We start from the raw sequence: 12,133 nt of genomic DNA on the forward strand, positions 1-12,133 counted from the left end.
GTAGTGCTATGATTCTCAAAAATACCGTCTAAATCGAAGACACCTATGCAAAGTACTGCAAAAAAAGCAGCCTTACCCGTCATTACCTTGGCTGCACTCGGAGTTGTATTTGGGGATATCGGAACCAGTCCTCTGTATGCCTTCAGACAAACTTTTTTAACGGCGCATCTTGCAATTACCCAAGCCAGTGTATTGGGAATTTTATCCCTAATTTTCTGGTGCATGATGCTCACCATCAGCTTCAAATACGTCACCATTATTATGCGTGCCGATAACAATGGCGAAGGCGGGATCATGTCATTATTGGCATTGAACCTGCGCACCACCCGCATTGCCGAAGACAAAAAAATCTTTCTGATCGCACTTGGCTTTATTGGCGCATCCCTGTTCTTTGGCGATGGTATTATCACCCCCGCTATTTCAGTATTGTCGGCTATCGAAGGGCTAAGTATTGCCACGCCTATTTTTAATCAATGGCTCGTACCGCTCTCCATTGGTATTTTGGCGGGACTGTTCATTGTGCAGCGTCATGGTACAGGTACGATGGGCAAATTTTTTGGACCACTGACTTTGCTGTGGTTTTTAGCCATTGGCGGTGCGGGGCTGCTCAGTATCATCCAAACTCCATTTGTATTGGCCATGGTCAGTCCACACTGGGCGTTTAACTTTGTAGTAGAGCAACCCTTTGTTGCATTTCTCACCATGGGTGCGGTGATTTTAACCATGACGGGTGGCGAAGCACTCTATGCCGATATGGGGCATTTTGGGCGGATGCCTATTCGCCTCGCGTGGTTTTTAATTGTCTTACCTTGTTTGTTATTGAATTACGCGGGACAAGGCGCATTACTGCTACGCAACCCTGCAGCAATTGAAAATCCGTTTTATATGTTGGTGCCTGAATGGGGCTTATACCCGATGATTGGTTTAGCTACGGCTGCGGCAGTGATCGCTTCTCAAGCGGTGATTACAGGGGTATTTTCAATGGTCAATCAGGCCATTCAATTACGTTATTTGCCTCGCCTGACTGTACGTCACACCTCCGATGTAGAGCGTGGTCAAATCTATTTGCCGTTCATTAACTGGGCCTTATTTATATCGGTGCTTATCTTAATTTTACTGTTTGAAAATAGTGCCAGACTTGCCAGTGCTTATGGTGTGGCAGTGACCATGACCATGCTGTGTGGCACGATTTTAATTTCAGTGTTGGCCTATGGTTTTTGGCGTTGGCCGATGTGGAAAGTTGCCCTTTTTGCAGTGCCATTTTTAACCCTAGATTTAATTTTTGTGGCTTCGACCTCGCTCAAAATTGTGTCAGGGGGATGGGTGCCAATTTTAATTGGCGCCATCATGTATACCATTTTAATGACGTGGAAAGATGGTCGTGCATTGGTTTTCAATCGTTTGGAAAAAGATGCCTTGCCGATAGACCTATTCATTCACAGTATTAGTATGGGCAATGAAACCAAATTTGTCCCTGGCGATGCGATTTTCTTGACAGGTACGCCTAACATTGTGCCACATGCCATGTTGCATAATATTAAGCATAACAAGGTCTTACATGAACGCAATATCATGGTAACGGTCATCACGCGTGATATTCCATTTGTGGCGCAGCAAGATCGGATTCAAGTCGAAAAACTGGATGATCGTTTTTATCGGATTGCCATGTATTACGGTTTTAAAGATCAGCCAAATATTCCAAATGCCTTGAAACAAGCCTATGAACAGCTTGAGTTTGAATTCGATATGATGCAAATGAGCTTCTTTATTTCGCGTGATCGAATTGTGCATACGGTGGGCGATGGCATGTCACCGTGGCGTGAAAAACTGTTTATTTCAATGCAGCGCAATACCAGTCCTGTGAGTGATTTCTATCAAATTCCAACCAACCGTGTGGTGGAATTGGGTAGTCAAATCGAAATTTAAAAACTGCTCAATAGATTTTAAAAAACCAGCATTATAAAGTGCTGGTTTTTTATTTTTAGCTCAAGATTGGTCTTAAACAGATCTTATTGTTCCGTATCACTTGGTTGTAGATGGCTTAAATCTATATCGTTTACATCTGCGCCCTGTGCCGCAGGTGCTGTGGTTTCAAGCCGTTCAGTCGTGGGCAGATTGACTGCTGCTTGTTCAGATGCAGCAGGGTTTTGTGGTGCAGCATTTAGCGCTTCTGCGGTGACATCCACATCATCGCCAGCATTTACAGGTAAATCGGCTGAAGATGACAATAATGGCGCAGAGGTGGCTTGTATGTGTTGTTCGCTCACTTGCTCTGCCTGCGCTGCGTGTTGCAGTTCGGATTCAGTCCCGACAGGCATCGTCATCGGTACATTGTCTTGAGCCAGATTGGCTTGTTCGGCTGAAATTTGGTTTGCAGGCTGTTGCGCTATATTTTCTGCTGGACTTGTTAAGTTTGTATCTGTACTCGGTACAATGCGTATCTGACCATTGGCGATTAATTCTTGTAGTGAGCCTGCTTGCCCATTAATCGTGGTGCTTATTTTGACTTTAGATAAACTTTCTAAAGTATCACCTGCTTGAATGGGTGGTTCGGCAAAGGCAGAAATGCTGATACTGCTACCAACCAAAGCACAAGCAAAAAGATGAAAACGCATGTATTTCTCCATCAAAAATCGCAAAAATAAAGTTAAAACCAATTTAAATCGTCAATGACATCCAGCTAGAGCAGCGCAATGCGCTTGGGTGTCGCTGAGCGATGTCTTTAAGGTGTATTTAGCTTGGCAGATTCGCTAAAACGGATGCAATCAAATCTACCAAACTTGATCTAGACTGATGTCAAAAGTGCTTAAAACTCAGGCTGTGTATGGCTTTTGTGGTGTTATGGCGCGGGTTTTGTTTAATTGTTAGACGAACAAGAGGTGCTTCATATACAAGCTGTGAGTGGATTGTTAAGCTCGGGCAAACTCTGCGGATTTAGAGCGAAGTCACAGTAACGGTTATGGCAAGAAAACGGCGCAATTCCAACAACATTTGGACTCAAATTTTCAATCAAAACAGCTTGAAAGTGCTACTCGGTGTAGTGGCAACAGGGAGTTTTGTGATTGCTTTTGGTCAAGAAAAAATTAGCCAGTGGACTTCACTGGTGCCGAGTTCAGGAAATAGTGCTTGCCTAACCCAGTTCTATCGAGAAACGCCGCCCTATTTACTGAAAAATAGCCTGCAAAAAGACAGCTATCCGCTGTGTTTTAATGACTTTAATGTGATGTATTCAGGGGTATCCAAAACCCCGTTATGGGTGGCAGAAGCCTTAACACCAGCGCGTTTGAGTCAGCGGATTCCACGTGAAGATAACTTTCACGAAGAACCGCGCGTCAAAGCCGAGCATCGTGCGACTTTGCTGGATTATCGTGGTTCGGGTTATGACCGTGGACACATGGCACCGAATGCCGACATGACCAACTTGGCAGCCCAGTTTGACAGTTTTTCTTTGGCAAATATGGTGCCGCAAGCCCCTAAAAATAATCAGCAGGTCTGGCGTGAACTTGAAGAAGCCACCCGAGCGGTGGTGACTAAGCAAAAGCAAGATGTGTATGTGATTACGGGGCCAAGTTTTAATGCCAAGCGTCTAAAAACCATTGGGCAGGGCGTTATTGTGCCGACTGCGGTGTATAAAGCTGTGTATATGCCCAAAACAGGCGCGATAGGGGCTTATTACGCGCCCAATAACGACTCGTTACAGGTGCAAGTGGTGAGTGTCTGCTATTTAGAAGAACAGTTGGGCATTAATTTATTCCCACAATTAAGTGAAGAACAAAAGCGCAATACCTATAAATTGCCTTTGACTGCAAATGCTGTAAAAGCCAATACACCGATTGCCTACTCACATTGGGATGCAGAAAGCCAGTGCGCAGAAGATGTATCTGCTGAGCAATTACAAGCCTTGCAAACCGAATTTAAACGCTCAGGCAGTAGTCCTGCATCGGGTGCTAGCATTGATGCAGATACCCAAGATGCAATTGTGAAGCAATTGATTGAAGCTTTATTGCAATATATTTTACAGTTGTTGAAATCTTAAACTGGGTTAAGATGATGGATATTGCATCCTTCATGCTAAGGTGAATTCAATGTTTAAACCGTTTCAAAATGGGACTGAATCACATGCGATTCATGACTTAACCTTAGAAAATGATTTAGATTGCATCAATGTGTATGGCAATTTGCAAATCAGCAAAGATCAGGCGGGTTTACAGGCAGCCAAAGCACTACAGGCTTTTTTGAATGAAGTTGTTGCAACTTTGGAGCAGACTCCGAATCTGCCTGAAAAGTTAGATCGTCCCGAAGCGGGTGAAATTGAAAATCCATTTTTATAATGGATGCCATCTCAAGATATTAAATCTACTTTAATCTGCTCATCTAAGCCATTAAAAAGCCCGCTCAAACGCTTGAACGGGCTTTGTTGTTTTGTGTGTTTTTAGATAAATCCCAGACATCTTGAAAAGCTGTGGATTTAAAGTTTTGAAGATCAGTCTTCAGCTTTTGCCATAGCGCGATACAGCACCGCACCAATCACCGCACCTACAATCGGTGCAACCCAGAAAGCCCAAAGCTGGCTGAGTGCTGCAGTTTCAGCAAAGAACGCCCCACCTGTACTACGTGCAGGGTTCACGGAAGTATTGGTTACAGGAATACTGATCAGATGGATTAAGGTCAGTGCCAAACCAATTGCAATTGGAGCAAAACCTGCAGGTGCACGTTTGGCGGTTGCACCCATAATCACCATCAAAAAGCCAGCAGTGAGTACCACTTCAATCAATAATACTGAACTGAGGGCATATTTTCCTGGAGATAAATCACCATAACCGTTGGTCGCGAAACCGCCTGTGCCTGCAAAACCTGCCTGACCCTGTACAATCAGATACAACACCAGTGCGGCCAGAGTCGCACCAATAATTTGTGAAATAATATACGGTGCGAGTTCTTTGGCTTCAAAACGTCCACCTGCCCACAAACCAATACTGACTGCAGGGTTAAATTGACCACCTGAAATGTGCCCAAGTGCATAGGCCGCGGTTAATACGGTCAGACCGAACGCGAGGGATACCCCCACAAAACCAATGCCCAATTCAGGAAAAGCTGCAGCCAATACCGCACTACCACAACCACCAAATACCAGCTAGAATGTGCCAGCCAGTTCTGCGAAATACTTATTCAATTTGATTCTCCAGTGCTTATTTTTTGAGTTAATTAATCAAACTTCAATTAAATTTATCGCATTTTAGATCGATATTGTGATGAATTTAATATAAATTAAAGTAAAAAGAAGCAATCATGAAGCACGTTGCATCCGCCATTGTTGTGGTGTGTGCTGCGTCCATTGTTTAAACGCACGCTGAAAGGCACTTTGTTCTGAATAACCCAGCAATAGCGCAATTTCTTGCAGACTTAAATGTGGGTCTTGTAAATATTGTTCTGCCAATAAACAGCGTACTTCCTGCATGCGTTTTTGGTAGGTCGTGCCTTGCTGTTGCAAATGACGTTGCAACTGACGTACAGAAATATGTAATTGCTGAGCAATATGTTCAATTTGATACATATTTTTTTGCAGCCCCGTCAAAATGGCTTGCTGTAAACGCTGATCGGTTCGGGTGCTATTCGGTAGCTTTTCCAATAAGGCTTGTGCCTGTTGCAACAATAAATGCTGTAAGGTCTGATCGCCCTGATGAAAGGGTTTTGCCAGTTCGGAAACAGGCAGCAACACTTGGGTAATTGGCTGAGAAAAACGCACTTTGCAATGAAAATACTGCTCATACAGTGCAATATTTTTAGGCGCAGGATGATGAAAATGTACTTCGTGCAGGCAAATATCTTCAAACTGCATAAAGTGCTTCAAAAATTCCATCATTAAAGCAATGGCAATTTCATCGGTTAATTGTGTGGTCATATGCACGGGCAATTCTGACCAACGAATGGATAAATAATCGTTTTGTGCTTCGACTTGCAACGGGCCACCATCGTAAATCAAGCGATGAAAATCGTGGTAACGCTGTAATGCTTCACCCAGATGATCACAGGACAAGGCTAAATACGCAATGATGCCTAAATGTTTGGGCTGCACGTATTTGGCAATTTCCAAACCCAAAGCAGGTTGTGGTAATTGTTGCTCCAAAGTGCTGAGCAAGTCACGCCAGAGGGCATAATCAAAACGTTCCAGATTTTGAATCTGATGTAATTTTTCTGGAATGGGCAGCTTTTTTGCTTGGTAATAGCACATCAATAAATGCCCTAAGCCACCATAGACCGAGCCCGTATATTCTTTGAATTGTTGCATGTGTTATCGGTTTATTTTTGTCGTCATTTGTCAATGATATTGATTTTTTTGGTCAAGATCTAGTCAATCTCACATGCCTATAGTGAACATCAGAGTCAAGATGTCCTGTGTTTAAGGAGAAATAGCGATGTGGAAAGGATTTCTAGCAGGTTTGGTGGTTGCCAATGGTTTTGAATGGGTGGCACATAAATATATTTTGCACGGAATGCATCGAGCAGGGCAGCGCCGTTATAGTCCTGTGCCTGAAAGTATGAAATCACATTGGGAACATCATCGTGAAGTGCGTAAAACCAGTTTTCACGATCATGGCTATGTCGAAGGGATTCGCAACTGGCGTACCAAAAATGAAATTGTGTCTTTGGCTGTGGTGGCAACGGTGGCCAGTGGCGTGTTCTATCCAATTTCTAAGGGTATGAGTTTGGCTGCGCTATATAGTGCTGCGAATTATTATTATATTCACCGTCGTGCGCATTTAGAGCCAGAGTGGGCAGTTAAGAAAATTCCGTGGCATTATGACCATCACATGAACAGCAATCAGGATGCGAACTGGTGCGTGACCAAACCGTGGTTTGATTATATTTTAGGAACGCGAGTCATTTCAGCACCTGCCTTACAGGAGCAAAATCCGTTAGGCATTGCCTTACCTCGGGTGATGGCACAAGGTTTAAACCATTTGTCGGCTGCGTATTTTCCTGCCAAGTGGGTCGAGAAAAAAGTGACGGTGGCAGAACGAGTCGCCTAAACGGTATAGGTGCTCATGACGCTTTAAACTGACTGATTTGGCAAGGCTTGTCGCAAATGGTCAATATTTTTGGTGTTTTTGGTCAATATTTCTGCTGAAATGCTGAATATATTATGTGCAGTGAAATACCTAAGGGTATTTTGAGCGAATTTAATTGTTTATTGCTTTGTTTTATTTATTTTTTTTAAATTTAAAAGATATAAAAACTTCATCGCTGTGGTTTTTTGAGTTAATAGGAGTCTTCGGACTCCTTTTTTTCTGCCTGTATTTTGGGCTAAATAAAAAAGTGTAACCCGAAGATTACACTTTTAAAGCTCAAAAACTAAAGTCTAAAACAGTTTTGTTTTAGAAATTACAAACGCATTTCAATGCCTTGCGCTGCCAAATATTGTTTGGCTTCTGGAATAGTGTGCTGACCAAAGTGGAAAATTGAGGCAGCTAGTACCGCATCTGCACCGCCTTTTAAAATACCATCTGCCAAGTGCTGTAAATTACCTACACCGCCAGACGCAATGGTGGGTACAGTTACACGGTCATTGATGGCACGCATGAGCGCCAAGTCATAGCCTGCCTTGGTACCATCGGCATCCATTGAAGTGACCAATAGCTCACCTGCGCCGTAGTCTGCCATTTTCACTGCCCATTCAATGGCATCAATACCTGTTGGTTTACGACCACCGTGGGTGAAAATTTCCCATTTGTTATCACCCGTTTTTTTCGCATCAATGGCAACTACAATACATTGCGCGCCAAAACGCTGTGAGGCTTCTTGCACAAATTCAGGGTTAAAGACGGCTGCAGAGTTAATGCTGACTTTATCTGCACCTGCGTTCAATAATAGGCGAATGTCTTCAACCTTGCGCACGCCACCACCAACGGTGAGGGGCACGAACACGGTTTCTGCCATACGTTCTACGGTACGATAAGTCGTATCACGACCATGATGGGTAGCGGTAATGTCTAAAAAGGTGATTTCATCGGCACCTTGTTCATTATAACGACGCGCCACTTCGACAGGGTCGCCCGCATCACGAATATCAAGGAATTGCACGCCCTTAACCACGCGACCATTATCTACGTCTAGGCAAGGAATAATACGTTTCGCTAGCATAAATTTTTCCAATTATTACAGCCGATTATGAAACTCACCCACACAAGCGCTACACCTTGGCAGATGGAGCGGGTATTCTATCAAACTTAGCTCAGGTTTTTCGCAGGTTTTCTATGTCGGTTTATACTCCTTTGACTTTAAAGGAAGTTCAGGTCTTTGCAGCGCCTTATGGATTGGAGGTGGTCGAGCTGATTCCCATTCAAGGGGGGATTCAAAATACCAATTATTTTTTGCGCTGCGACAATCAAAACGAGTACGTGCTGACCATTTTTGAAGAATTAGATCAGCAAGCGGCAGGTGAATTAATTCCTGTATTGCAGCATTTGGGGCAAGCGGGTTTGCCTGTGGCAGTGCCTTTATCCTATTCGGGACAAGCCATTCACCAATTAAAAGAAAAACCTGCACAAATTGCACCGCGTTTAATTGGGCAGCATCCGACACTGGCAACAGTGGCGCAAGTGGAAGCGATTGCGATTGCACAAGCCAAAATGCATGTGGCCTTACAAAATTTTCCTTTGCAGCGCGATCATGTACGTGATCATGCTTATTGGGCAGGGGTCGCACGCCAATTAAAACCAAGCATGCATGTGGCCGATCAAGCCTTACTGTCCAAACTTTTGGGCTTGTATGAAGCTTTAACCGCAGTCTATCCGCAGCGTCCCAAAGGTTTTATTCACTCGGATTTATTCCGTGACAATACCTTGTTTGCAGATGATCAGTTGCAAGGCATTTTAGATTTTTATGAATTAAATCAAGATGAATTGCTGTTTGATATTGCGATTACGCTGAATGATTTTTGTACCGATTTTCCTGAGCTGAGCTTAAATGAAAGCAAGGCGATTGCATTTTTAAATGCCTACGAAACGGTGCGTCCTTTAACCCAAGACGAAAAGGCTTGTTTAGAACTGTATTTGGCAATGGCGGCAGGACGTTTTTGGTTAATGCGTTTGCAGGTGGCTGCTAAAAATGCGGCAGAAGGGCGGACAGGCGCAGATATTCTGCAGAAAAATCCAGATGAAATGCGGAATATGCTGATTGAACGCTTAAAGTTTGTGACAGCTTGAGGGATATAGAACATGCGTGATCAAGGGCGTTTAGTCGAATGGTTTGATGAGCAGGGTTATGGGTTTATTCAGCCGAATGACCACCAAAAAGATCGCGTGTTTTTACACATTAAGGACTTCGCCCGACAAGGTCCACGTCCAATTGTGGGCTGTGCCTTAGAATACACAGTGACTGTGGATGAGCGTGGACGTTACCGAGCACAGCAAGCGGTGTATTTAAAAGCTTCGCAGACCAAAGCAGCAAAGGCATCTGCTGTGAGTACGAAAATATCCAACAGCACGCAAAAAATGCAGCCGATGCAAATATTGTGTGTGGCTTATATTGTTGCTTTGGCTTTGCTGATGCTGTTGGGATTGCTCAGTGGTATGTTGTTATTATTCATCAGTTTGATGAATGCGCTGAGTTATTGGCTGTATGCACAAGATAAAGAAGCTGCACAGCAGGGCGGGCGTCGTATTCCTGAAAATAACTTGCATATCGTGGCTTTTTTAGGGGGTTGGCCTGCTGCATGGTTAGCACAACAAAAATTACGCCATAAAACACAAAAACAACCCTTTGGTAAGATTTATTTTTGTACGATAGGCTTAAATATCTTGCTGATTTTATGGTTAATTTCTCCGCTGAATCAGCTTAATATCTAATTGGGAATATTGTTCCAGTAACAGGCTTATCAGGTGCATTATGTCAGACGCAGAACATTCATATTCAGTAGATCAAGACCCACATCGCTTATTGACCATGATTTTATATGTGCTGTATATCGTAGCGATTTTTTCTGCGGGGATATTGGCCATTATTGCCTTGATCATCAACTATTTAAAACGTAGTGATGTACAAGGTTCAATTTTTGCCAGTCATTTTACTTGGCAAATTCGCAGCTTCTGGTGGTATCTATTTTGGAATATTGTGGCATTTGTGCCTTTCTTTTTGCTGTTCTTTAGTCCAGATGCGCAAAGCTTTGCCAGTATGACTTTGGCTGCGACACTTTTCTGTATCGCAGTAGTTGCTATTTCATGGTTATGGATGGTTTACCGTGCCATACGCGGTTTAATTCGTGTGAATGACAATTTACCGATGTATCATTAAATCCACGTTCATTGGTCTTTTTAAAATTTTTTGAGCGATCTCGCCGAGATGCTGTTTATTCAGCTTTTTGGGAGCATGAGTTACGTTTAAAAAATTTTGGTCGCCATTCGCTGACCAGCACCCCTAAAACCACCAGTAGTCCCCCGAACAACGCCAAAACGGCTAAGCGCTCGCCTGCCAAACGTCCAATCAATGCTGCCCAAACAGGTTCACCTGCATAAATAATAGCCGCTTGCGCAGGGTCAACTTGTCGTTGTGCCCAGTTCATCACCAATTGAATTACGGCACTGGCAATGCCTAAGCCAAGCAAAACAGCAAGGAGTGACCACTGAAATTCGGGTAATTGGGTTTCTCCGACCAGTGGCGCAATTGTAAAACACAACAACGATGCACAGCCCAGTTGAATGAGAGTAATGCGCTTTAAATTGACCCGATTGGCAAAGTAGCCAATTAAAATAATTTCAAAGGCAATCGCAATTGAACCGATTAAAGTAATGGCTTGTCCAAAATTTAATTGAATTGCGCCTAAGCCATTGCCTGTTAAAAAGACCAAGCCGACAAATGCCAAAATAGCACCCAACCATGTCATGACATGCGGACGTTGACCAAAACATAACCACAGTAACAGCGGTACAAGCGGAACATACAGTGCCGTTAAAAAGGCGGATTCGCTACTGCTGATACTTTGTAGACCAATGGTTTGAGTGGCATAACCTAGCGCAATGACTGCGCCTATAGCAAAACCTGCATAAAGTTCATCGAGGCTAAAACCACGTAGGCTTCGCCATGAAATTAATCCCACAGCCAAAGTGGCTGCGGCAAAACGTAAGCCTACAAACAGTACTGGACTGCTGAAATTCAAACCGTATTGCACGGTAATGAAGGTTGCCCCCCAAATTAAGGTAATCAAAATGAGCGCCAGTTGCGGGGCTTTACTGCGAAGCATTGGTGAAAGCTGAGACATATAATTTGTAGGAGATGAAAAACTTAAGATGAGCAAAATAAAATCAAAATAAAAAAGAGGTCCGCAGACCTCTTTAAAAATACGCGGCAGAATTACAAAGATTGCTCATCTAAAAGCAACTGTGCCTCACGCAGGCTTAACGTGCCTTCGTAAATTGCACGACCTGTAATCGCACCTAAAATGCCAGGCTGACCTTTTAGGTTGCGTACGTCATCTAAATTGGTCACACCGCCAGAAGCAATCACGGGTAAGCCTGAATATTGCGCCAAGTTTACGGTTTGTTCTACGTTCACACCTTGCATCATGCCATCACGGGCAATATCGGTATAAACAATGCTAGATACACCTGCATCGGCAAAACGCTTAGCTAAATCTGTTGCCTTCACGTCTGTGACGTTGGCCCAACCATCAGTAGCCACCATGCCATTCATGGCGTCAATGCCGACAATGATGTGTCCTGCAAATTTCTTGCAGGCTTCTTCTACAAAAGTAGGCTCTTGTACGGCTTTGGTACCAATAATCACGAACGATACGCCTGCATCCAAATAGTGTTCGATGGTTTCGAGTGAACGAATACCGCCACCAATTTGAATTGGAAGATCCGGTTGTGATTTTGCAATCGCTTCAACCACAGGTTTATGAATTGGCGTACCTGCGAAAGCGCCGTTTAAATCGACTAAATGCAAGCGACGCGCGCCTTCATTTACCCAGTGTTGTGCTGTTGCCACTGGATCGTCAGAAAATACAGTATCATCTTCCATACGACCTTGTTTTAAACGAACACACTTGCCATCTTTCAGGTCAATTGCAGGGATGATCAGCATGCTTTCGCTCCTTGCCAAAAACTTATTGAATTCAATCTGTGCATCTTAACAA

General features: G+C 43.6%; 13 protein-coding genes. 7 read left to right on the plus strand and 6 right to left on the minus strand.

Annotation, left to right across the window (positions count from 1 at the left end):
• The first annotated feature begins 45 nt into the window (after positions 1 to 45).
• Complete coding sequence (locus HYG89_RS09190) at positions 46 to 1,926, plus strand: potassium transporter Kup (protein ID WP_004974367.1); 1,881 nt, start codon at positions 46 to 48, stop codon at positions 1,924 to 1,926.
• Positions 1,927 to 2,009: 83 nt separating this feature from the next.
• On the opposite strand, the gene HYG89_RS09195 is transcribed toward HYG89_RS09190, so the two are convergent.
• The gene (locus HYG89_RS09195; protein ID WP_004974369.1) at positions 2,010 to 2,615 is read right to left on the minus strand and encodes a hypothetical protein; all 606 of its coding nucleotides are present in this window, start codon (positions 2,613 to 2,615) and stop codon (positions 2,010 to 2,012) included.
• 344 nt (positions 2,616 to 2,959) lie between these two features.
• On the opposite strand from HYG89_RS09195, the gene HYG89_RS09200 reads away from it, so the two are divergent.
• Both HYG89_RS09200 and HYG89_RS09205 read left to right on the plus strand, forming a co-directional pair.
• On the plus strand, positions 2,960 to 4,036 hold the full coding sequence (locus tag HYG89_RS09200; RefSeq protein WP_004974371.1) for a DNA/RNA non-specific endonuclease: 1,077 nt from the start codon (positions 2,960 to 2,962) through the stop codon (positions 4,034 to 4,036).
• Positions 4,037 to 4,085: 49 nt separating this feature from the next.
• Positions 4,086 to 4,331, plus strand: coding sequence for a hypothetical protein (locus HYG89_RS09205; RefSeq protein WP_004974374.1), 246 nt, complete (start codon positions 4,086 to 4,088; stop codon positions 4,329 to 4,331).
• Positions 4,332 to 4,483: 152 nt separating this feature from the next.
• Here the strand turns inward: HYG89_RS09205 and aqpZ are convergent, their stop codons facing one another.
• Together aqpZ and HYG89_RS09215 are read right to left on the minus strand one after the other, a co-directional pair.
• Positions 4,484 to 5,134: an aquaporin Z gene (gene aqpZ, locus HYG89_RS09210; RefSeq protein WP_178867229.1), complete on the minus strand. Its 651-nt coding sequence runs from the start codon at positions 5,132 to 5,134 to the stop codon at positions 4,484 to 4,486.
• Positions 5,135 to 5,287: 153 nt separating this feature from the next.
• Positions 5,288 to 6,289, minus strand: a complete 1,002-nt coding sequence (locus tag HYG89_RS09215; protein WP_178867198.1) for an AraC family transcriptional regulator — start codon at positions 6,287 to 6,289, stop codon at positions 5,288 to 5,290.
• 127 nt (positions 6,290 to 6,416) lie between these two features.
• Between HYG89_RS09215 and HYG89_RS09220 the strand changes: the two genes are divergently transcribed.
• Positions 6,417 to 7,031: a hypothetical protein gene (locus HYG89_RS09220; protein WP_178867200.1), complete on the plus strand. Its 615-nt coding sequence runs from the start codon at positions 6,417 to 6,419 to the stop codon at positions 7,029 to 7,031.
• A gap of 352 nt (positions 7,032 to 7,383) precedes the next feature.
• Here HYG89_RS09220 and hisF read toward each other — a convergent pair whose 3' ends face one another.
• Entirely contained in the window at positions 7,384 to 8,142 is a 759-nt protein-coding gene (gene hisF, locus HYG89_RS09225) for an imidazole glycerol phosphate synthase subunit HisF (RefSeq protein ID WP_004974384.1), read from the minus strand.
• A 113-nt stretch (positions 8,143 to 8,255) separates the two neighbouring features.
• On the opposite strand from hisF, the gene HYG89_RS09230 reads away from it, so the two are divergent.
• The 3 genes from HYG89_RS09230 to HYG89_RS09240 are packed head-to-tail and all read left to right on the plus strand — an operon-like array spanning position 8,256 to position 10,293.
• Positions 8,256 to 9,206, plus strand: a complete 951-nt coding sequence (locus HYG89_RS09230; RefSeq protein ID WP_154320233.1) for a homoserine kinase — start codon at positions 8,256 to 8,258, stop codon at positions 9,204 to 9,206.
• A gap of 12 nt (positions 9,207 to 9,218) precedes the next feature.
• Positions 9,219 to 9,848: a DUF1294 domain-containing protein gene (locus HYG89_RS09235; protein ID WP_154320234.1), complete on the plus strand. Its 630-nt coding sequence runs from the start codon at positions 9,219 to 9,221 to the stop codon at positions 9,846 to 9,848.
• A gap of 40 nt (positions 9,849 to 9,888) precedes the next feature.
• A complete protein-coding gene (locus HYG89_RS09240; RefSeq protein ID WP_178867202.1) occupies positions 9,889 to 10,293 on the plus strand; it encodes a hypothetical protein in 405 nt (134 codons plus the stop codon).
• Between the two features lie 55 nt (positions 10,294 to 10,348).
• Here HYG89_RS09240 and HYG89_RS09245 read toward each other — a convergent pair whose 3' ends face one another.
• Positions 10,349 to 11,257, minus strand: coding sequence for a DMT family transporter (locus HYG89_RS09245; protein ID WP_178867204.1), 909 nt, complete (start codon positions 11,255 to 11,257; stop codon positions 10,349 to 10,351).
• A gap of 92 nt (positions 11,258 to 11,349) precedes the next feature.
• The gene (hisA, locus tag HYG89_RS09250) at positions 11,350 to 12,081 is read right to left on the minus strand and encodes a 1-(5-phosphoribosyl)-5-[(5-phosphoribosylamino)methylideneamino]imidazole-4-carboxamide isomerase (protein ID WP_004974395.1); all 732 of its coding nucleotides are present in this window, start codon (positions 12,079 to 12,081) and stop codon (positions 11,350 to 11,352) included.
• Positions 12,082 to 12,133 lie beyond the last annotated feature (52 nt).

Origin of the sequence: Acinetobacter sp. SwsAc5, assembly GCF_013391485.1 — a bacterium.
Taxonomy (GTDB): domain Bacteria; phylum Pseudomonadota; class Gammaproteobacteria; order Pseudomonadales; family Moraxellaceae; genus Acinetobacter; species Acinetobacter towneri.

Coding starts and splice junctions, on each gene's coding strand:
- HYG89_RS09245 (WP_178867204.1), bottom strand. CDS start 11,257: ATGTCTCAGCTTTCACCAATGCTTCGCAGTAAAGCCCCGCAACTGGCG.
- HYG89_RS09200 (WP_004974371.1), top strand. CDS start 2,960: ATGGCAAGAAAACGGCGCAATTCCAACAACATTTGGACTCAAATTTTC.
- HYG89_RS09220 (WP_178867200.1), top strand. CDS start 6,417: ATGTGGAAAGGATTTCTAGCAGGTTTGGTGGTTGCCAATGGTTTTGAA.
- HYG89_RS09195 (WP_004974369.1), bottom strand. CDS start 2,615: ATGCGTTTTCATCTTTTTGCTTGTGCTTTGGTTGGTAGCAGTATCAGC.
- HYG89_RS09240 (WP_178867202.1), top strand. CDS start 9,889: ATGTCAGACGCAGAACATTCATATTCAGTAGATCAAGACCCACATCGC.
- HYG89_RS09190 (WP_004974367.1), top strand. CDS start 46: ATGCAAAGTACTGCAAAAAAAGCAGCCTTACCCGTCATTACCTTGGCT.
- HYG89_RS09215 (WP_178867198.1), bottom strand. CDS start 6,289: ATGCAACAATTCAAAGAATATACGGGCTCGGTCTATGGTGGCTTAGGG.
- HYG89_RS09235 (WP_154320234.1), top strand. CDS start 9,219: ATGCGTGATCAAGGGCGTTTAGTCGAATGGTTTGATGAGCAGGGTTAT.
- hisA (WP_004974395.1), bottom strand. CDS start 12,081: ATGCTGATCATCCCTGCAATTGACCTGAAAGATGGCAAGTGTGTTCGT.
- hisF (WP_004974384.1), bottom strand. CDS start 8,142: ATGCTAGCGAAACGTATTATTCCTTGCCTAGACGTAGATAATGGTCGC.
- HYG89_RS09205 (WP_004974374.1), top strand. CDS start 4,086: ATGTTTAAACCGTTTCAAAATGGGACTGAATCACATGCGATTCATGAC.
- HYG89_RS09230 (WP_154320233.1), top strand. CDS start 8,256: ATGTCGGTTTATACTCCTTTGACTTTAAAGGAAGTTCAGGTCTTTGCA.